The 19,068-nt window shown below is 63.8% G+C and carries 17 protein-coding genes; 4 read left to right on the top strand and 13 right to left on the bottom strand.

From position 1 onward, the window contains the following. From ACVWVY_RS42845 to ACVWVY_RS42820, 6 genes are all read right to left on the bottom strand, one after another. Entirely contained in the window at positions 1-2,238 is a 2,238-nt protein-coding gene (locus ACVWVY_RS42845) for a Tm-1-like ATP-binding domain-containing protein (RefSeq protein ID WP_456632029.1), read from the bottom strand. After that, positions 2,231-3,013: an ABC transporter ATP-binding protein gene (locus tag ACVWVY_RS42840; RefSeq protein ID WP_456632028.1), complete on the bottom strand. Its 783-nt coding sequence runs from the start codon at positions 3,011-3,013 to the stop codon at positions 2,231-2,233. Before ACVWVY_RS42840 ends, ACVWVY_RS42845 begins: the two co-directional genes overlap by 8 nt. Beyond that, complete coding sequence (locus ACVWVY_RS42835; RefSeq protein WP_456632027.1) at positions 3,006-4,085, bottom strand: branched-chain amino acid ABC transporter permease; 1,080 nt, start codon at positions 4,083-4,085, stop codon at positions 3,006-3,008. The genes ACVWVY_RS42840 and ACVWVY_RS42835 overlap by 8 nt, the downstream gene beginning before the upstream one ends. Position 4,086: 1 nt before the next feature. Further along, positions 4,087-5,097, bottom strand: a complete 1,011-nt coding sequence (locus ACVWVY_RS42830; RefSeq protein WP_456632026.1) for a branched-chain amino acid ABC transporter permease — start codon at positions 5,095-5,097, stop codon at positions 4,087-4,089. 130 nt (positions 5,098-5,227) lie between these two features. After that, positions 5,228-6,055: an AraC family transcriptional regulator gene (locus ACVWVY_RS42825; RefSeq protein ID WP_456632474.1), complete on the bottom strand. Its 828-nt coding sequence runs from the start codon at positions 6,053-6,055 to the stop codon at positions 5,228-5,230. Between the two features lie 141 nt (positions 6,056-6,196). Beyond that, positions 6,197-7,447 carry an ABC transporter substrate-binding protein gene (locus ACVWVY_RS42820; RefSeq protein ID WP_456632025.1) on the bottom strand — a complete coding sequence of 417 codons (1,251 nt, stop codon included), beginning with the start codon at positions 7,445-7,447 and terminating at the stop codon, positions 6,197-6,199. A 377-nt stretch (positions 7,448-7,824) separates the two neighbouring features. Between ACVWVY_RS42820 and ACVWVY_RS42815 the strand changes: the two genes are divergently transcribed. Beyond that, a complete protein-coding gene (locus ACVWVY_RS42815; RefSeq protein WP_456632024.1) occupies positions 7,825-8,715 on the top strand; it encodes a DUF2066 domain-containing protein in 891 nt (296 codons plus the stop codon). Between the two features lie 12 nt (positions 8,716-8,727). Here ACVWVY_RS42815 and ACVWVY_RS42810 read toward each other — a convergent pair whose 3' ends face one another. From ACVWVY_RS42810 to ACVWVY_RS42780, 7 genes are all read right to left on the bottom strand, one after another. Then, on the bottom strand, positions 8,728-9,495 hold the full coding sequence (locus ACVWVY_RS42810; protein WP_456632023.1) for an SDR family NAD(P)-dependent oxidoreductase: 768 nt from the start codon (positions 9,493-9,495) through the stop codon (positions 8,728-8,730). Beyond that, a complete protein-coding gene (locus ACVWVY_RS42805) occupies positions 9,492-10,589 on the bottom strand; it encodes an ABC transporter ATP-binding protein (RefSeq protein WP_456632022.1) in 1,098 nt (365 codons plus the stop codon). The genes ACVWVY_RS42810 and ACVWVY_RS42805 overlap by 4 nt, the downstream gene beginning before the upstream one ends. Positions 10,590-10,599: 10 nt before the next feature. Further along, complete coding sequence (locus ACVWVY_RS42800; protein WP_456632021.1) at positions 10,600-11,457, bottom strand: carbohydrate ABC transporter permease; 858 nt, start codon at positions 11,455-11,457, stop codon at positions 10,600-10,602. Next, complete coding sequence (locus ACVWVY_RS42795) at positions 11,450-12,325, bottom strand: carbohydrate ABC transporter permease (protein ID WP_456632473.1); 876 nt, start codon at positions 12,323-12,325, stop codon at positions 11,450-11,452. Before ACVWVY_RS42795 ends, ACVWVY_RS42800 begins: the two co-directional genes overlap by 8 nt. A 44-nt stretch (positions 12,326-12,369) precedes the next feature. Then, on the bottom strand, positions 12,370-13,656 hold the full coding sequence (locus ACVWVY_RS42790; protein WP_456632020.1) for an ABC transporter substrate-binding protein: 1,287 nt from the start codon (positions 13,654-13,656) through the stop codon (positions 12,370-12,372). Between the two features lie 56 nt (positions 13,657-13,712). Beyond that, positions 13,713-14,885 carry an ROK family transcriptional regulator gene (locus tag ACVWVY_RS42785; RefSeq protein ID WP_456632019.1) on the bottom strand — a complete coding sequence of 391 codons (1,173 nt, stop codon included), beginning with the start codon at positions 14,883-14,885 and terminating at the stop codon, positions 13,713-13,715. A 186-nt stretch (positions 14,886-15,071) separates the two neighbouring features. Further along, positions 15,072-15,830 carry an SDR family NAD(P)-dependent oxidoreductase gene (locus ACVWVY_RS42780; RefSeq protein ID WP_456632018.1) on the bottom strand — a complete coding sequence of 253 codons (759 nt, stop codon included), beginning with the start codon at positions 15,828-15,830 and terminating at the stop codon, positions 15,072-15,074. Positions 15,831-16,026: 196 nt separating this feature from the next. Between ACVWVY_RS42780 and ACVWVY_RS42775 the strand changes: the two genes are divergently transcribed. Genes ACVWVY_RS42775 through ACVWVY_RS42765 form a run of 3 tightly spaced genes read left to right on the top strand, consistent with a single transcriptional unit; the run spans position 16,027 to position 19,065 of the window. Continuing rightward, the gene (locus tag ACVWVY_RS42775) at positions 16,027-17,286 is read left to right on the top strand and encodes an ABC transporter substrate-binding protein (protein ID WP_456632017.1); all 1,260 of its coding nucleotides are present in this window, start codon (positions 16,027-16,029) and stop codon (positions 17,284-17,286) included. A gap of 29 nt (positions 17,287-17,315) precedes the next feature. Next, a complete protein-coding gene (locus ACVWVY_RS42770; RefSeq protein ID WP_456632472.1) occupies positions 17,316-18,224 on the top strand; it encodes a carbohydrate ABC transporter permease in 909 nt (302 codons plus the stop codon). Further along, positions 18,217-19,065, top strand: a complete 849-nt coding sequence (locus tag ACVWVY_RS42765) for a carbohydrate ABC transporter permease (RefSeq protein WP_456632016.1) — start codon at positions 18,217-18,219, stop codon at positions 19,063-19,065. The genes ACVWVY_RS42770 and ACVWVY_RS42765 overlap by 8 nt, the downstream gene beginning before the upstream one ends. The last annotated feature ends 3 nt before the right edge of the window (positions 19,066-19,068 follow it).

Raw genomic sequence — 19,068 nt, 5'->3', positions numbered from 1 at the left:
TCACCTCGCGACTTTCCGACGGGTCCCCGGGCGTCCGACCAGAGGGCGGAGCGCGTTGACGATGGCGGATGCAAATTCGGGTTCGTTGATGTGGCGCTTGACACGGATAAGCTGGCGATTGCTGGTCTGGCGCATGCTGCGCTCCAGTGCGGTAAACAGCGCCGCGTCGGCCTCCGGATCCCAGAACGGCTGTCCCGGCGCGTCGAGCGCGGAGACGCCGCCTTCCGGCAGGAAGAAGCGCACCGGCCCGTCCATCCGGTTGAGCTTTTCGCCGATCCAGCGCCCGATGCGCTCGTTCTCCTCCGGCGTGGTGCGCATCAAGGTCACCTGCGGATTGTGAACGTGGAACTTGCGCTGGCGATAGCGCTCGGGAATGGTGTCGGGCGCGCCAAAGTTGACCATGTCGAGGGCGCCGGCGGAGCCGATGAAGGGCACGCGGCTGCGGATAGCAGCGCCAAAGCGGTCGTCGGTGGCGGGAAACACGCCGCCCATCAGGAGATCGCAGACTTCCGTCGTTGTGAGATCGACGACGGCCGCGAGCATTCCGGAATCGACCAGCTTTTCCATCGATCGGCCACCGACGCCGGTGGCGTGGAAGATGAGGCATTCGAAATCGTTGCGCAGGTCGGACGCGATCTTCTGCACGGCCGGCGTGGTCACGCCGAACATGGTGATGCCGACCGCCGGCAGATCGGCCGGCGCGTTGCGTTCGGTTTTGGCTTGATTGTCGAGGCGCGCCTTCACCATGCCGGCGATGGCATTGGCGCCGTTGGCCAGCACGGCGCGCGAGATCGAATTGAGGCCCTGCACGTCCGTGACCGAATACATCATGGTGATGTCGGCGGGTCCGACATAGGGGCCGACATCGCCCGACGCGACGGAGGAGATGATGAGTTTCGGCACGCCGACGGGGAGGGCGCGCATGGCGGGCGCGACCAGCGAGGCGCCGCCGGAGCCACCCGCCGAAATGATGCCTGCGACATTGCCCTGACGGCGCAGCCAGTTGGCGAAGGCGTCCGCCATCGCCGTCACCGACGCGCCGCGGTCGGACCCGAACACGCCCGACCCGCCGCGGCCGTGGTTCAGCGCGATTTCCTGCGCCGAGACGTCGCAGGTGGAGAGCTTGCCGCTGGTTGACACGTCGACCAACCGCGTCCGCAAATCATGCCCCGCGATCAGGTCGCGAATGAAGCGCAGCTCCTCGCCCTTGGTATCGAGCGTGCCGGCAATCAGGACGACGGGTGGTCCCGATGCGCCTTGTACGCCCGCGCCGGCCTGGCGCTTTTGCCGGGTGGCGTCTTCGATCCGCGTAACGCCGGTCGAAAGCGTGCGCGCCGCGGCCTCGATGCGCGCAATGGGCGCCGGCTGCGACCAGCGCGTCGGCAGCGTGGGATTGGAGATATAAATCCGGATGGGTGCCGTGCTCGCGGCACGCGGCGGCGCGGGACGCACCTCGGCCCCGGCACTCGCATCGGCGGCTTCGAGATCCGCTTCAGGTCCGGCATGGACGCCCACGACGCCAACACCAAGCAGACGCTGTTGCAGTTCCCGGTCGGCGGCCAGGCGCGCGGAGTCGATGATGCGATTGACGCGGCCATTGACCATGATCGCGACATTCTTGGAGATCGCGGTGGCGACGCCGATATTCTGCTCGATCACGAGCACCGACATGTCGCCGTCTTCGCCGAGGCGCACCAGCATTTCCTCGACCTGGGCGACGATGACAGGCGCCAGGCCTTCGGTCGGCTCGTCCATGATGAGAAGCTGCGGGTTGGTCAGAAGCGCGCGGGAGATCGCCAGCATTTGCTGTTCGCCGCCCGAGAGCTGGCCGCCGCCGTGATCCTTGCGTTCGGCAAGGCGGGGAAACGTTTCGTAGATGCGGTCGATGGTCCAGGCGCCGCGCCGCATCCCGGCGGCGAGACTCAAATGCTCGGCGACGCTGAGCGAGCGCCACAGCCGCCGCCCCTGCGGAACATAGCCGACGCCTGCCTGCGCGATCCGCGCCGGGCTGAGGCGGGTGATTTCCTCGCCGCGAATGCGAACCGAGCCGCCGCTCGCCCGCAACAGGCCCATGATGGTCTTGCACAGCGTGGTCTTGCCCATGCCGTTGCGGCCGACCACCGAGAACACGCCGGAATCCAGCGTCAGGTCGACGCCCTGCAAGGCGTGCGAGTGGCCGTAATAGACGTCGAGGCCCCGGACTTCGAGGGCAGGCGCGGAGCGGCGGACCTCACTCATGGCCGGCCCCCAGATAGAGTTCCTGGACCTCGGGGTCGGCTTCGATCTCGTGCGGCAAGCCTTCCTTGAAGACACGGCCGTTGTGCATCATCGTGACGCTTTCGACGACGCGCAACGCGACGTCCATGTCGTGCTCGATGATGATGTAGCCGATATGGGCGGGCAGCGACGTCAGGATTTCGATCAGTTCGCGCCGCTCGGTGGGGGACAGCCCTGCTGCCGGTTCGTCGAACAGGATGAAGCGCGGCGCGCCGGCGAGCGCCAGCGCGATCTCGAGCTGTCGCTGCTGACCATGCGCCAGTTCCGCGACCAACTGTTCCCTGACCGGCGTCAGATGCACCGCCTGGATCAGCGCTTCGGCCGCATGCATGAGGGCGTCGTTCGCGCCCGGGCGCAGCGGAGAAAATCGACCGCGGGATACCCCGCGGCAGGCGAGGTAGACATTGTCCCGCACCGTGAGGCCGGGGAACAGCGCTGATATCTGGTAGGTGCGGCGCAAGCCGCGCCTGATACGTTCGTAAGGCGGGAAGTGGGTAATGTCCTCGCCGAAGAAGCGGATGGTGCCGGAGGACGGCGGAAAATCGCCGGTCACGCAATTGAACAGCGTGGTCTTGCCGGCGCCGTTGGAGCCGAGCACGGCGCGGCGCTCTCCGGGGCGAACCGTGATGGTGACGTCGGTCAGCGCGGCGAGCGCGCCGAATAGCCGTGTCACGCCGCGCAGCTCCAGCGCGGCGCCGGAACCGACCGCTGAAAAGCGTTGCGTGGCGTTATCCATGGCCGTGGCCTCCGCCCGCGCGTTTGTCGGTGGTCGCCGCGCGGCGCCAGCGCTCCCAGAGTCCGATCACGCCGTCTGACGACCAGAACACGATGGCGAGGAAGCCGAGGCCGATCAGAAGGCGGAAGCGATTGCCGTCGAGCCCGAATTTGACCAAGAGATCGAGCGCGAAGGTGCGCAGGATGACGAAGATGAAGGCGCCGATGTAGGGGCCGATGGGACGGGTGATGCCGCCGACCACGGCGATAATCAGGATATCGATGCAGGCGCCGACGCTGACCGAGCCGGGCGAGATCTGCCGGTAGTTCCAGACCTGCAGCACGCCGCCGAGTGCGGCGATAAAGGATGCGAAGGCGTAGGCTGCCACGCGGTGCGCGTTGACATTGAAACCGAGCGCCGCCATGCGGCGGGGATTGTCCCGCACGCCCTGCAGCGCGAGGCCGAACGGCGCGCGCGAAACATATTGAACGGCGAAATAGCAAAACGCTGCGACGCCCAACGTGACGTAATAGTAGGGGATGTCGGAGCGCCAGTCGACGCCCCAGAATTTCGGCGTGGCGATGGTGTTGATGCCGGTGTGGCCGCCGAAGATCGCCCAGTTCTGATTGGTGAAATAGTAGAAGGCCGCACCGATCGCCAGCGTGATCATGATGGTGTAGATGCCCTCGGTGCGCACCGCGAGTGTGCCGCCGAGCGTGCCGAAGATGGTCGCGAGCACCAGCGCCATCGGGGTTGCAAGCCACCACGGCCAGCCGAGGCTGATATTGGTGTTGGCGCTCATGCCGAACACCGCGACCATATAGGCGGCAAAGCCGGCGATGGTGAGCTGCATCAGGCTGACCATGCCGCCATAGCCCGCGAGGAACATCAGGCTGAGGGCGATGGTCCCCAGGATCAGCGTGGTGGCGAAGATCTCGATCAGGAAGAAGCCGCTGGCGATGAACGGCATGATCAAGAGGATCACCGCCACCAGCCAGACGGCCGGCTTGTTGAACTCCGGCCAGGCCAGCAATGTTGCGCGCACCCTTGCGGCCCGATTGGTTTCTTGATGCGCGCCCTGGACCAACGACATGTCAGCGCCTCGCCAGCAGGCCCTGCGGCCGCAGCGCCAGCACCAACACCATGATGAGGAAGGTCACGACGATCGCGTAAGTTGGGATGTAGACCGAGCCAAGCTGCTCGGCGAGGCCGATGATGACGGCGCCCAGCGCAGCACCGGGGATCGATCCCATGCCGCCGACGATGACGACGACGAGAGAAGCCAGCAGAAAGCGGGTATCCTCGCCGGGCGAAAGCGACTGAAAGGTTCCGCCGACCACGCCCGCGATACCGGCCAGGCCTGCCCCGAGCGCGAACACGGCAACGAAGACGAGCTGGATCGGCACGCCGGTCGCGGCGAGCATATCGCGGTCATCGACGCCGGCGCGCACCATCATCCCGACCCGGGTCCGGTTGAGCGCCAGCCACATCGCGATACCGATCACGACGGCTGCCACGAAGATCACGAGCCGCACCATCGGGTAGCGCAGATAGACCGCCTCGCCCGACGCTTTGACCGCGGTGACCAGCGGCAGTTCGATCGGGCCGACCAGCCAGCTCGGGGTCTGGATCTGATAGAAGTCGCCGCCGAATACCCACAGCATCAGGTCCGCAAACACGATCGAGAGCCCGATCGTGACCATGGTCTGGCGCAGATCCTGGCCCTCCATGCGGCGGAAGACGACGATTTGCAGGACTACCCCGAGCAGCGCCACACCGAGAAACGCGACGATGAAGCCGAGCACCCAGGAGCCGGTCCAGGAACTGATGGCGTAGCCGATATAGCCGCCGAACAGATAGAGCGAGCCATGCGCCAGATTGACGTTGCGCATCAGGCCGAAAATCAGCGTGAACCCGCTTGCCACCAGGAAGTAGAGGCTGCCGAGCGTGATGCCGTTGAAGACGGCGTTGAGGAATACCCGCTTCCGGCCGATCGCCTCTTCGAGGCCGGGCGGCCAGACGGCAAGGACCAGCCACAGCATCACCGCGACCGCGATCAGCAGGATCAGCGCCCATGCCGGATGGCGTTCGATGAATCTTGTCACGGTAGCAGCCCGGCCGTCGCCATACCGTCCTCCCAGACGCCGCGGCCGTTTCGGCTCGCGTTTTCAGGGCATCCTAACGGCGCCGCGAACCCTGCACTTGATTGTCAGTATCTTTTCGCGCGCTCTACGCTCAGGGGCGCAAGACTTTGGCGGCGCGGCGGTATTCGGTCGGCGCCATGCCGACATTGGCGGCGAAGAAGCGCGTGAAACCGCTCTGGGAGGAGAACCCGAGATCGAAGCCGATATCGGCGATCGGCACTTCGGTCGCGACCAGCGCGTCGAGCGCCTGTTCCATGATCAGTGTATTGAGATAGAGGTTCGGGGTGACGCCGGTCTGGGTGCGGAACAGGCGGTAGAAGTGTGGACGCGACAGCCCGGAGGCCCGCGCGATCGAATCCAGTTCGATTTCCGCGCCCGGGCTTTCGGACATCAGCTTGATGGATTTGCGGACGCGAAAATCGGTGACCGCGGCCGTGGTGCGCGCCTCCTGCACCGGCTCGGGTATCTGCCAGCTCTCGTCATAGCAACTGTCGATCAACTGCCTGAGTTCGCTATCGAGACTGCTTAACGATGGCGCGCCGCAAACCAGCGCCGCGGATCGGCGAATATGCCTGTCGAGCGTGGCCGTGCGCTTGAAAAAGGTGCTCCCGAACCGCAGGCTGTGCGCGCGGGCCGCATCTGGGGCGAACCATTCGGGGTTGACGTAGAGGACGAAGAAGATCGCACCGTTCTCTACATCGGTGGGAATAAAATTGTGTGGTTCCCAAGGGTTGACGGCAACAATCGAATCTTCTGCGAGAAGCCATCGCTCGTCGCAGACGTCGATCCGGGCCGGCGTTCCACCGACATGAAAAACCAGATGTCCTTCGCGATGCGCATGCATGTTGAAGGGCCGGTTCAACTGATAGACCGTCGCGCGACCAAACAGGCCGTGGAAGACGGCCAGAGCCTTGCTCATGCCTTCCCTCCCGCGGGGATGTTCTTGTCTTTTCAACCAGCGTTCAACATCCGCCGCGGGAATGCAAGGGAAGATCACGTCCAGCTCGGGCCTGAGAGGACCCCGGTCCGTGACCGGGGCCCGTTCGCACATGCGAAGAACTCAGTACTTCTTGCACTCGGGAACCGTCCGGCTCGGCAGCCCGATCTTGGCGAAGACCGCCGGGTCGTAGCCCAAGGTCTGGTTCACGTCGGGAATGACCTTCACGACCTTGCTGAACAACGCGCCCTTGCCGTCATCCACCACTTCGGTGACGAAGTTGGTGCCGATGGCCTGGCGGTTGGAGTCGAGCTTGATCTTGCCGTTGGGCGCGTCGAGCACGATCTTGGCCAGCGCTTCCCTGTACTTCGCCTGATTGTTGCTGAGGTCGCCGTTGACCTCACGCAGGGCGAGGATGAGCGCCATCGTCGAGCCGTAATAGTTGGTGGCGAGCAGCGAGGGGCTCGGGAACCGCTTGGCCGGCGGGAAGGCATCCTGGTAGGCTTTCACGAACTTCTGCCAACCCGGATCCTCCCAGGTATCGGCCTGGCCGCTGGCGGCAATGGTGCCGAGCAGCGCATTCTTGGCGTTGCCCTTGGCCGAGAGGATGGTCTGGTCGACCATGATCGAGCCGCCCATCAGATGCGCCTTGCCGCCGGCCTGCTGGTACTGGTTCAGGAAGTTGACGGCGTCGGCGCCGCCGAGGCCGAGATAGATCGCATCGACGTCGTCGGGCAGCGCGGCGATCACGGAGGCGAAGTCCTTGGTCCCGAGCGGCACCCATTGCCGGTTGGTGACCTGTCCGCCGGCGCCGCAGAACTCGAGCACCAGCCCGAACACCTGCGTATAGATGAACGAATAGTCTTCGCCGACGGTCGCGATCTTCTTATATTTCTTGGTCTCATAGGCGTATTTGCCCAGACCCACCTGCCACTGCGCGCCGTCCATGTTGTAGCGGAAGAAGTTCGGCGCCGGATCGACGTAGGTGGTTTCCTGGGCGCCGGAAGCGGCGTTGATGAAGGTCAGTTCGGGCCGCGTCTTGGCAAAGTTCTTCACCGCGATGCCTTCGTCGCCGGATAGCGGCGACAGCAGGATCTGCACCTTGTCCTGCTCGATCAGCTTGCGCACGGCGCGCACGGCTGAATCGGGCGTGGCATCGGTCGAGGCGATGATGAACTCGATTTCCTTATCGCCGACCTTCTTGCCGAGCACATTGAGCGCCGTCTGGTGGCCGCGTATGCCGTCCTCGCCGAGCACCGTGTAGGTGCCTTCGAGGGTTGCGGTGACGCCGACCTTGATCTTCTCCTGAGCCAAGGCGGCGCTGGAAAGCAACAGGGTGCTCAGCGCGACCAGTCCCGCACAGCTTTTAAACATCGAACCCCTCCCTTGTATCGCCAGTTTTTGTGTCGTCAGGTCGTTCCAAAATCGCCCTGCCGTTGATGGCCGGTTGTCCATCGTGAGCCGGAATGCGTTCGGGATCGCCGGGGCGAAAGCTAACCGATGACGGGGCCGGCGCGCGCAACTTCACCCGCCGAAACTTGCCCGGTAGTCTCATTTTTGCATGCTGCGCCGCGACGAGATATGCGGTGATTTGGGATCGATGATTCAGGATTGCGGAGCGCACGGGTGGAGCAATAAATCCCTGATTTCACTGATGGGTGCCGCAGGACTCGAACCTGCGACCGGCGCCGGTTGAGGTGCCAGATTAAAAGCCTCGCGAGAAGTGCGAGCGGAACCGCGGAGGCATCATCATGGCCGATCTGCACAGGACGAGACGCCGGTCTATCCTGGCAGGCCGTGGGGCGAGCCGCGCGATTATCTGGCTATTCCTTGCCGCCGCCTTCACATGGTGCGCCGGTACCATGGCCGCCGCGGGAGCCGATCTCTATCGCGCGAAGGTCACCGTGACCGGGCAGGGCGAGGCTAATCGCATCATTGGCTTTGCCGCGTGCCTGGAGGATGTCCTCATCAAGGTATCCGGTGCACAGAAACTCAGTGGTGACCGGCGATTGGCCGCCTACAAGTCGAAGGCAGGAGATCTCGTCACGGCATTCAGCTATCGCGATCAGTTTTCGGGCAAACCCATTCGGGACGAGCAAGGCACCCGCGACCGGCCCTACGATCTCACCGTCGAGTTTGAGGAAAGCAGGATCGACGACATTCTCGGGGCGCTTGGCCTCAAGCCCTGGCTTTCACATCGTCCGCGCCTTGCGGTCTTTGTCGAGATGGAACAAGGCCCGAAGAACTATATCGTAACAGCGGATGAGACCCGGTCCGACTTGCAACGTGACTCGCTGCTCGCTGCAGCCGACAGGCGAGGGATGGGCATTGTGCTGCCGGGCACGGCGGCGCTGGCGAAATCGAACATCACCGGCGCGGAGCTCAGGAAGGCGCCGTTCGCGGCGCTGGCGCCGGTTGCGGCCGCGCAGGGTGGCGAAGTCGTTTTGGTCGGGCGATTGGTCTGGGACGACCGGGAGCTCGGCTGGACCACGCAGTGGCAGATGGACTGGCGCGGCCGGACGCACCGTTGGCAAATGCGCGGCGTCACATTCGATGAAGCGTTCCGGCGCGGTATCGGCGGCGCCGCTCAAATCTTGTCGGGCAACGGCGATCCGGGCGGCCGCCCGCAGCGACCGACATAGACGGTCTTCTTCCTATCCGATGCCTCCGTCGACCTGAAAGCACTGGCGCGTGATGCGTTGGCTCTCATCTGACGCCAGAAACAGCGCGAGACTCGCGATGTCGTCTGGTGTCACCGCATCGGGAATGGCCTGACGCGAACGAAATTCGTCGATCGTCTGCTGGTCGGGGTACCATAGCTGGCGCTGCCGTTCCGTGATCACCATGCCGGGCGCGATGGCGTTGACGCGGATGCGGTCTGGCCCAACCAGCCGGGCCAGCGAATTGGTGAAGCCGACGATCGCCGCCTTCGCCGCCGCATAGGCCGGCAGCGCCGGTGCGCCGCGCATCCATGCGATGGACGACATGTTGATGATCGAACCGCCGCGGCGTGCCTGCATCTGCGGCACCACCGCCTGCGCCGCGAAGAAGACGTGCTTGAGGTTGACGCCGATCATCCAATCGAACTGTTCGGGCGTCACCTCGGACAATACCTGGCGCTGGTCGTTGGCTGCGTTGTTGACCAGCACCGCGGCATCGCCAAGCGCGCTGCGGACCTGCGCCATGGCATCGCGCAGGGCGTCGATGTCGAGCAGATCGCACGCCACGAACAGTGGCGCGGAGCCGGACGCAGCCGCCACCTCCCGCACCAGCGCTTCCCCGGCAGCGGCATCGATGTCGAGGAAGGCGACGCGGGCCTGCTGGCTTGCGAACGCGCGCACGAAGGCGGCGCCGATGCCGCTGGCGCCGCCGGTGATCAACACCACACGGCCCGCAAGGCCGGCGTAACTGGTCTGGCTCATGCGATCAGCCGCTCCGTGACGGGGTCAAACAGGCAAATGCGGCGCGTGTCGAGCGCGAAGGGGGCAAGCGCTCCCGGCGCGGGCCTTATATCCGGCGTGATGCGCGCCAGCACCGGCTCGCCGCCGAGCCGCAGCAGCACGATGGTCTCGGCACCGGTGGGCTCGACCATCTCGACCGGCGCATTGACGACGATGGGAAACCCGCGATTGCCCTCGGCAATGCATTCCGGCCTGATTCCAAGCACGACGTCGCGGCCGACAAAGGAAGCCGCCGCATCGTATCCCTGAAGACGAAGCCGGACCTCATCCGGCCGCCCGGCGCCGATCACGACCACCGGCCCGCCATCCTCGGCCTCGAGCCGTGCCGACATCGTGTTCATCGGCGGCGAGCCCATGAAACGCGCGACGAACAGATTGGCGGGATAGCGGTACACGGTGTCGGGGTCGGCGAATTGCTGCACCTCGCCTTGATGCATCACGGCGATCCGCGTCGCCATCGTCATCGCCTCGATCTGGTCGTGGGTGACATAGACGATGGTGGCGCCGATGCGCTGATGCAGCCGCTTGATTTCCATCCGCATCTCCACGCGCAGCTTGGCGTCGAGATTGGAGAGTGGTTCGTCAAACAAAAACAGCAGGGGATCGCGCACCAGCGCGCGCCCCATTGCCACGCGCTGACGCTGGCCGCCGGACAATTGCGACGGCTTGCGGCCGAGCAGCGGCTCGATCTGCAGCAGGCGCGCCACGCTCGCCAGCGCCTTCTCCTGTTCTGCCTTCGGGACATGGCGGCATTCCATTCCGAAGGTGATGTTCTGGCGCACCGTCATCGACGGATAGAGCGCATAGGACTGGAACACCATGGCGATGTCACGGTCCTTGGGCGCGATGTCGTTGACGACCCGCCCGCCGATTTCCACGGTGCCAGCGCTCGGGCGATCGAGCCCGGCCACGATGTTGAGCAGCGTGGATTTGCCGCAGCCGGACGGTCCGACCAGCACGGTGAACTCGCCGCTCTCGATGTCGAGGTCGATCCCTTTCAACACCTCGAGATTGGCGTAGCGCTTCGACAAAGCGCGAATGCTCAACGCTGCCATGACTTCTCCTTCATTTCACGGCGCCGGCGGTAAGGCCGCGTACGAAGTATTTGCCACCGATCAGATAGATCAACAGGGTAGGCAGGGCCGCGATCATCACCGCGGCGCTTTGCACGCCATGGTGCGGGATATCGGCGACCGCGGCCGACAGCGCGATCAGCGCAGCGGTGACCGGCTGCTGTTGGCCGGTTGTGAATGTCACGCCATAGAGGAACTCGTTCCAGATATGCGTGAACTGCCAGATCACGGTGACAACCAGGATGGGCGGCGAGAGTGGGAGAATGATGCGCCAGAAAATACGAAAGAACCCTGCGCCATCGATGCGCGCAGCCCTTATCAACTCCTGCGGGATGGCAACGTAGTAGTTTCGGCAGAACAGGACGGTAAAGGAGAGCCCCTGGATCGTGTGGATCAGCACCAGGCCCGTCAGCGTGTTCATCAGCCCGGTATCGCGCAGCACGATGGTCCACGGCAGCAAGCGCATCTGTTGCGGCAGGAAGATACCCAGCGTGACGATGCCGTAGATCCACTGATCGCCACGAAAGCGCCAGAGCGAGACCGCGTAACCGGCGACCGCACCAAGCAGGGTGGAGAAGATCGTCGCGGGAATGGTGACGAGCGCGGAGTTCAACATGTAGGGGCGGATGCCGACACAGGTCTGCGCGACGCAGAAGTCGGACCAGGCCGTGAGGTAGTTGCCAAAGGCCCACTGCCGCGGCCAGCCGATCATCGAGGTCTGGACGATTTCTTCATTGCTGCGCAGCGAATTCAGTACGACGACGATCAGCGGCACGAGATACGCCACTGCGACCAGCGACACGACGAGATAGATCAGCAAACGGCTCGGCGCCAAGGTTCGCTCACGCATGGGTGACCCGCCTTCGCCAAACATATCGCCACGTCGCGTAAGGCAGCAGCACCGCGAGAAGAATGAGCAACATCAGCACGGCCGCCGCCGCCCCCCGGCCGAGCAGGTTGCGCTGGAACATCAGGTCGTAGACGACAAGGGCCGGCAACTGGGTCGCGATTCCAGGGCCGCCGTTGGTCAGCGCGCGGACGAGGTCGAAGGTCGAAATGGCGAACTGCAGCTGGACGACGATGACGGTGATGGTTATCGGCCAAAGTGTCGGCAGGATGACGCGCCGGTACATCCGGACCGGTCCGGCGCCGTCGATCTGCGCGGCCTTGATCAGGTCGGCATCGACGGACCTGAGGCCGGCGAGGAAGAGCGCCATGGCGAAGCCCGAGGATTGCCAGATAGCAGCGATGACGATCGTCCAGATCGCCATGTCGCGGTCGATCAGCCAATCGAACCGGAAGGAAGTCCAGCCGAAATCGTGGACGAGCTTCTGGATCCCGATGCCGGGATTGAGCAGCCAGCTCCAGACCGTGCCGGTGACGACGAATGACACCGCCAGGGGGTAGAGGAAGATGGACCGCAGCACGTTCTCGCCGCGAATGCGCAGATCGAGCAGGATCGCGAGTAAGAGACCTGTCACCAGGCTGAGCAGAACGAACGCACTGCCGAACAGCAGCAGATTGTCGAAGGCGATTTGCCAGTTCCGCGACGCCAAAACCGAGGTGTAGTTGCGCAAACCGACCCAGCCCGACACCGGGACCAGCGTGGACGGCGTGAACGAGATCCAGATGGTCCACAGCGAAAACGAAACGAGGTGCGCGGCCGACAACAGCAGCGGTACCCAGATCGTCAGATACTCGGGCAGCCGGCGCACCATTTCAGGTGTCGTCGGCCGCCCCGCTCGCGGTGCCGCGGCGTCTGTCAACGCGCGCTCTCGACAGCCTCGGCGAGGCGGGTGACTGCCTGCTCCGGCTTGATCGTCTTGTTCTTCACATACTCCGTGATCACGTCGATCAACGCAGCGGTCAGGCCGTTTTCCTGTGCCATGTTGTGCGCGACGCTGAGGACCGCCTGATTACTGGCGATCGCGTCTTTCAGCGCTGCTGCGGTTCGGCGTTGACCGTCCGACCAGCCTTCGCCGGAAAGATCAACATCGGTGCGCACGGGTATCGATCCCGTGATCTGCGAATACATGGTCTGGATGGCGGGATCCATGACGAGCTGCGCCATCAGCGCCTGGCCAGCTTGCAGGTCGGGCTCCTTGCGCTGCCAGAATATGAACGCGTCGGCATTCAACAGGAACACCGGCTTGCCGTTGTCGCTGGGGCCGGGCGCAATCATGAAGTCCTCGAACTTGAAACCGGCATTGCGCAACACGCCCTGCGCCCACCCGCCCATGATCATCATGCCCATGTCGCCGTCGACGAAGCGCTTCAGGTTGGTGGAAAAGTGCTGGGCGCCGACATTGGGGTCCATCCAGTCGGCGATCTTGCGCACCTGGACGAAGGCGGCTTTGACCTCGGGGCCCTCGAGGGCCTTCTTGTCGAGGTTCATGATGGCTGCGCGGTAGGCGGTGGGACTGATGCCTGCCAGGGAGGCCTCGAATTTCTGCCCGTCATCGGGGCGGGTGCCGCCGTTGGCGATGGGATAGGCAACCCCGCCCGCTTTCATCTTTTCGGCCAGGTCGTTGAAGTCTGCCCATGTGACGGGGATCTTGTCGGCCTTGGCCTTGTCCATCGCGCGCTTGGACAGAAACAGCATGTTGGTGCTGTAGATCTGCAACGGCAGCGCGATCCACTTGCCGCCAGGCTTGTGCAGTTTCGCAAGGTCTGGGGCAACGACCTTTTCGTAGCCGGCGGCAGCGACTAGCTCATCGAGGCTCACGGTCGGAGCAATCTTTGACCAGGCCGCAATCTCGGGTCCCTTGAGCTGCGAACAGGCCGGCGGATCGCCGGCCATGATCTGGGCGCGCAGCTTGTTCATCATTTCGGTGGTGAACCCGGGGACGGGCGAGTGCTGCCAAATCCCGCCCTTCTCCTCGAATTTCTTGCCGAGCGCCGTGATAGCCGCTCCATCGCTGCCTGCGGACCATTGCGAGATGGCGGTCAGGCGCGGCTTGGCCGCGCCTTGGGCGCGGGCGAACGCCGGCAACGCGAGCGCGGCAGCGGATCCAGCGAGCAGACGACGCCTTGTTATTGTGATCGGCATGGCAAGTTCCTCCCGGTGTGAACTTTGTGGCGCGAAGTCGCGCCGCTTATGGCATCTCAGGCGGCCTCCACCGACGAAGCCGGCATGCCGCCGCGGCAGGCCAGACAACAGGCGGCAAAGGCCAAGGCAGAATTCGGATCATTGCCGCTCGAGGGCGGCACGAAAGCCAGCGACGTTTGCGCGAATTTGAGCCCGCCGAGCAGGCAGGCATCGATCCCGTCGACCAACGCCTTGCGATCATCGTCCGCGAGAAGCGACGGCCAGCCGCTGACAACCACGCCAGGACAGGGCTTCACGTTCAACGTATTGCCGATCGCAAGGCCGAGGCGGAACAGCCGGCGCCGCAACTCCTGGCGCATGCGCGACGGAATCTGGATTGCGTTCACCCAATTGTCTCCAAGCTGCAGCAATGCCGGCTCGCCAACGCCAAGCAGCTCGGCCAGCGCCGGAAGCGACGTGTATGCTTCGACACAGCCGTGATGGCCGCAGCGGCATCGCGGACCGCCCTCGCCAAACACCATGTGGCCGAGTTCGACCGGCAGCAAGGCATTGGCTTCGATGGCATCGTCCACCCAGGCGCCCGCCACGCCCTGGCCGACGAACACGAACAGATGCGCGCCGGTCAGCGGATAATCCTTGGTGCGGCAGCGCTGAAACATCGCATGCGCGACGACCGAATTGGTGAACTCGACCGGCGTGCCCGCAAACATCTCGCCGAGCATGCTGCGAACCAGCCCGATGTCACAGGGAATGATCGGATTGTCGAGTTCGCTCGACCGGCCGAGGCCAGGGACTGAAACGCCGATCTGCGCGAGCCGAAGCCGTCGCCGCCGTGCCCAATCCTGAAGCAATTGCAGCGCGTCGCGAAACACCCGGCCGACAGACGCGACGGTTGGCGTTTTCGGCAGCGGCAGACGCTCGGTGCAATGCACTTCGCCCGAGAGCCCGCCGATGCAGACGCTCAGCCGTTGACCGGTGAGCTCAAGAGCCGCCAACGCCACGGATTTGTCGAGCGATACCAAACCGGTCGGGCCACCGAAGTAAGGCGCTGGCCGCCTCACTTCCTCGATCAGGCCCTCCGCCTTCAGGTCAAACAGAATGCGCGACAGGCTCGCCTCTGACAGGCGCACCGCCTTGGCCAGGGGAGGCCGAAACATGCCGCCCGACTGAAGCAAATGCCCCAGAATGGCCGCACGCGTCTGCCGCCGACTCCTCGGCTGCTCCGACATTTCCGTCCCTGTCGTCATTCTTACTTAGTGTAAGAATGTGCGCGCGGAGCCTCTGCACTGTCAAGGCGGTTGCCGGCTCGATTCATGGACTTGCTGTTGTGCGTGGCAGCAAATTCAAGCGCGCGCACTTTTCCGTTCGAAGCTGCCGCAGGCCATTGAGGGACGCAGCCTCGTCGGACCGATCCATCAGACCCAGCCACCGTCCACGACATAGTGCTGCGCCGTGCAGGCGGAGGCTTCGTCGGAGGCGAGGAACACGGTGAATTTCGCCAACTCATCCGGCACGAGTTTTCGCTTCAGGCACTGGCGCCGCATCAGCTCGGTCTCACCTTCCGGCGTGAGCCATTTTTCGAGCTGGCGCTCGGTCATGATCCAGCCCGGCGCGATCGCGTTCACGCGGATGTTGTAGGGACCATAATCGCGCGCCAGCGAGCGGGTCAGCCCGATCACGCCCGATTTGCTCGCCGTGTAAGCCGCCATGCCGCCTTGCCCCGCCATCCAGGAGGTCGAGCCGAAATTGATGATGGCGCCCCGGTTGGCGGCTTTCATGTCCGGCAGGACAGCCTGGGCAGCAAAGAACTGATGCTTCAAGTTGACCGCGATCCGGTCATCCCAATATTCCGGGGTGACTTCCTCGGTCGGATGCCGCTCGTCATGTGCCGCATTGTTGATGAGGATATCGATCGGTCCATGCGCCGCGCGCGCCTGTGCGACGCCCGCACGCAGAGCCGCAATATCGGTCAGGTCAACGTGCTGAAAATGCGCGGCGAGGTTCTGGCCGGACAGCTCCTGCGCCAGACGGGCGCCGGCCTCGTCGTTGATATCGAAGAAGACCACTGTCGATGTCTGACGTGCGAAGTGGCGCGTGATCGCAGCTCCGATCCCCGATGCACCACCGGTGACCAGAACGACCTTGCCCGCGAGATCCGGATAAACAGCCGCCATGATTGTTTCCCCTCACCAAATTTGCCCAGTCATTCTGGCGAGTGGGGCCGACCCCACTCCGGACTGACGCAAAAGCGTATCCGCTGAAGTTAGACACTCAATTGATGAGGTGTATAGATCAGAAAATAAGTTGCGCACCTCAAAATTTTGCGACAGTCTCCTCGGAACCGCCGCGACAGGCGGAAGGGAGGACCTCATGGGATTGCTGAAAAGGCTGTTGGTCGCCGCCACGGGACTGACCCTCGCCGTCGGGCCCGCCGTCGCCGATACCACCGTGAAATGGCTCCATATCGAGGTGAATCCTGCCCAGGTGAAAATCTGGGATGAGGTGGCGCGCGCCTACGAAGCGGCGCATCCCGGGGTCAAGGTCGAGATGCAGTTCCTCGAGAACGAGGCCTACAAGGCCAAGCTGCCGACCATCCTGCAATCAAAGGATCGGCCTCACGTTATCTATAGCTGGGCCGGCGGCGTGCTGAAGACTCAGATCGAGGCCGGCGTTCTCGAAGACATCACCGATCAGGTGAAGGGCTACAGCGACACCATCACCCCGGCGGCACTCGCCGCCTTCACGCAGAACGGCCGCGTCTACGGCCTGCCGATCGCGCTGTCGCAGGTCGGTTTCCTCTACAACAAGGAATTGACGGCGAAAGCCAACGTCGATCCGGCCGCAATCAAGACCTGGGACGATCTGCTTGCCGCGGTGAAGGCGCTGAAGGCGGCAGGTGTCACACCGATCGTAGTCGGCGGCGCCGACAAGTGGCCGCTGCACTTCTACTGGACGCACCTGGCGGTGCGCATCGGCGGCAAGGCCGGGTTCGATGCGGCGCTGCGCGGCGAAAACGGCGGCTTCGCTGGAGAGACGTTCCAGAAGTCCGGCGAACTCTTCAAGCAGCTCGTCGATCTCCAGCCGTTCCAGAACGGCTTCCTCGGTTTCAAGAATCCGCAGGCGGTCGGCTATTTCGGCGACGGCAAGGCCGCGATGACGCTTGGCATTAGCTCCGCCTATCATGTGCAGCGCGCGCTCGCTGCCGACAAGGTAGGGCTCGGCGATGACAGGATCGGCTGGTTCGATTTTCCCGTTGTGCCCGGCGGCATGGGCGCGCCGACCGACACGCTCGGCGGCATCACCGGCTGGCTCATCACCAAGGGCTCGCCGAAAGAGGCGACTGACTTCCTCAAGTTCTTCATCTCCAAGGACGTGCAGACGCGGCTGGCCGCTGGCAACTTCATTGTTCCCGTGGTGACGGGTGCGGAGGCCGGTATCAACAACAGCTTCATGAAGCGGATCGCCAACAACCTTGCGAAGTCGAACTACCATCAAAACTTTTACGACCAGACCCTTGGTCCGTCGGTCGGGCGCGTCGTCAACGACGTCACGGCGGAGATCGCCGGTGGCAGCATGACGCCGCAGCAGGCGGCGACCGCGATCCAGGCCGCCTGGAAGCAGGGCAACTGACGGTGCGCGGCTACTCCGACGCACCGCCTTTGACGACGTCGGAAGCTTCGCCGTGGCTGCTGGCGCGTCGCTCTGTCAGCGACGGCCGCTTCACCGTCCTGGTGCTATTCCTGCCGCCGGCGCTTCTGTTGTTTACGCTTTTCGTGGTGCTGCCGATCGGGGAGGCCGCCTGGTATTCCGGCTTCAACTGGAACGGCTTTGGCCGGCCGACCAACTGGATCGGCTTCGACAATTACCGCTTCGTGCTGGAGACCCGCGCCTTCTGGCTGGCGCTGCGCAACAACGGCCTCGTCATCGCCGTCTCGCTTCTGATCCAGTTGCCGTTGGCGCTGGCGCTCGCGCTGATTCTGGCGGACCGCTTTCGCGGCGCGGTGGCGCTGCGGATGCTGTTCTTCCTGCCTTATATTTTGGCCGAGATCGCCACAGGCCTGATTTTCAGCTTCGTCTATGATGGCGACTATGGCCTCGTCGCGTCGATCTGGCACTGGTTTGGCGCCGAGGCGCCGCATCTGCTGGCCAGCACCCAGACCGCGATGGTGGCGGTGCTGATCGTCATCGTCTGGAAGTATTTCGGCTTCCACATGATGCTGTACATCGCCGCGTTGCAGGGCATGGACAGGAGTCTCATCGAGGCGGCGCGCATCGATGGCGCGACGCGGCCGCAGGTGCTGCGCTATGTCGTCATCCCCTCGCTCTACCCGACGATCCGCCTGTCGGTGTTCTTCGCCATCGTCGGATCGCTGCAATTGTTCGATCTGGTGATGCCGCTGACGCGCGGCGGGCCGGCGGATTCCTCGAACACGCTGGTGACCTTCCTCTACAACAACGGCATCTCGCGCATGCGAGTCGGTTACGGCAGCGCGATCGGCGTCATCCTGTTCGTGATTTGCGTAACCTTTGCCTTCACCTACAAGCGATGGTTCATGCGCGATGAATGACGTCGAGACCATCCGGCCGCCGTTCGATCCGGCTGTGCTTTACAAGGCGCTGTTTCTCGCCGTCATGGCGACCTTCGTGCTGGTGCCGCTGCTGGCGACCGTGCTTGGCGGCTTCAAGTCGCTCGGCGAATTGCGGGTCAACCCGTTCGGGCTGCCGCATCAATGGGAATGGTCGAACTACGCCGACATCCTGTTCTCGGGTCGCTACTGGCAACTGCTGCGCAACTCGCTGATCATTTCGACCCTGACGGTGACGCTGACCTTGATCGTTGCATCGATGGCAGCGTTCACCTTCGCGCATGTGAAGTTCTTCGGCAGCTCGATGCTACTGAGCTATTTGACGCTGGGCTTGCTGTTTCCAGCCGCGACCGCGGTATTGCCGCTGTTCATCAAGGTTCGCGATCTGGGGTTGCTCGACACTTATTTCGGCGTTGTGCTGCCGCAGGTGGCGTTCAGTCTTGCGATGAGCATCCTGCTGCTGCGGCGCTTCTTCAAGGATCTTCCGTACGAACTGCTGGAAGCCGCGCTGGTCGATGGCTGCACCTACATCAATTTCTTTCGCTACGTGACGCTGCCGCTGTCACGACCGATTCTGGCCACCGTGGGCACCATCACCTTCGTCAACAGTTGGAACGCCTACCTTCTGCCGCTCGTGATGCTGAACACCGACACCCTCTATCCCTGGCCGCTCGGCATCATGGTCTATCAGGGGGAGTATTCGTCCGAATGGTCGATGATTCTCGCCTTCATCACGCTGACGATCCTGCCGACCATTGTCCTGTTCATTTTTGCCCAGAAGCACATCGTCGCGGGCCTCACGGCGGGCGCGGTCAAGGGATAGCAG

The organism is Bradyrhizobium sp. URHC0002 (genome assembly GCF_054059515.1).
Note: the sequence above shows the minus strand (reverse complement) of the source record. Positions and strands in the feature narration are given on the sequence as shown.

Bases quoted from the DNA above. Each gene is read 5' to 3' on its own strand.
- ACVWVY_RS42845 (WP_456632029.1), bottom strand. From the start codon at position 2,238: ATGAGTGAGGTCCGCCGCTCCGCGCCTGCCCTCGAAGTCCGGGGCCTC.
- ACVWVY_RS42840 (WP_456632028.1), bottom strand. From the start codon at position 3,013: ATGGATAACGCCACGCAACGCTTTTCAGCGGTCGGTTCCGGCGCCGCG.
- ACVWVY_RS42835 (WP_456632027.1), bottom strand. From the start codon at position 4,085: ATGTCGTTGGTCCAGGGCGCGCATCAAGAAACCAATCGGGCCGCAAGG.
- ACVWVY_RS42825 (WP_456632474.1), bottom strand. From the start codon at position 6,055: ATGAGCAAGGCTCTGGCCGTCTTCCACGGCCTGTTTGGTCGCGCGACG.
- ACVWVY_RS42820 (WP_456632025.1), bottom strand. From the start codon at position 7,447: ATGTTTAAAAGCTGTGCGGGACTGGTCGCGCTGAGCACCCTGTTGCTT.
- ACVWVY_RS42815 (WP_456632024.1), top strand. From the start codon at position 7,825: ATGGCCGATCTGCACAGGACGAGACGCCGGTCTATCCTGGCAGGCCGT.
- ACVWVY_RS42810 (WP_456632023.1), bottom strand. From the start codon at position 9,495: ATGAGCCAGACCAGTTACGCCGGCCTTGCGGGCCGTGTGGTGTTGATC.
- ACVWVY_RS42805 (WP_456632022.1), bottom strand. From the start codon at position 10,589: ATGGCAGCGTTGAGCATTCGCGCTTTGTCGAAGCGCTACGCCAATCTC.
- ACVWVY_RS42800 (WP_456632021.1), bottom strand. From the start codon at position 11,457: ATGCGTGAGCGAACCTTGGCGCCGAGCCGTTTGCTGATCTATCTCGTC.
- ACVWVY_RS42795 (WP_456632473.1), bottom strand. From the start codon at position 12,325: ATGGTGCGCCGGCTGCCCGAGTATCTGACGATCTGGGTACCGCTGCTG.
- ACVWVY_RS42790 (WP_456632020.1), bottom strand. From the start codon at position 13,656: ATGCCGATCACAATAACAAGGCGTCGTCTGCTCGCTGGATCCGCTGCC.
- ACVWVY_RS42785 (WP_456632019.1), bottom strand. From the start codon at position 14,885: ATGTCGGAGCAGCCGAGGAGTCGGCGGCAGACGCGTGCGGCCATTCTG.
- ACVWVY_RS42780 (WP_456632018.1), bottom strand. From the start codon at position 15,830: ATGGCGGCTGTTTATCCGGATCTCGCGGGCAAGGTCGTTCTGGTCACC.
- ACVWVY_RS42775 (WP_456632017.1), top strand. From the start codon at position 16,027: ATGGGATTGCTGAAAAGGCTGTTGGTCGCCGCCACGGGACTGACCCTC.
- ACVWVY_RS42765 (WP_456632016.1), top strand. From the start codon at position 18,217: ATGAATGACGTCGAGACCATCCGGCCGCCGTTCGATCCGGCTGTGCTT.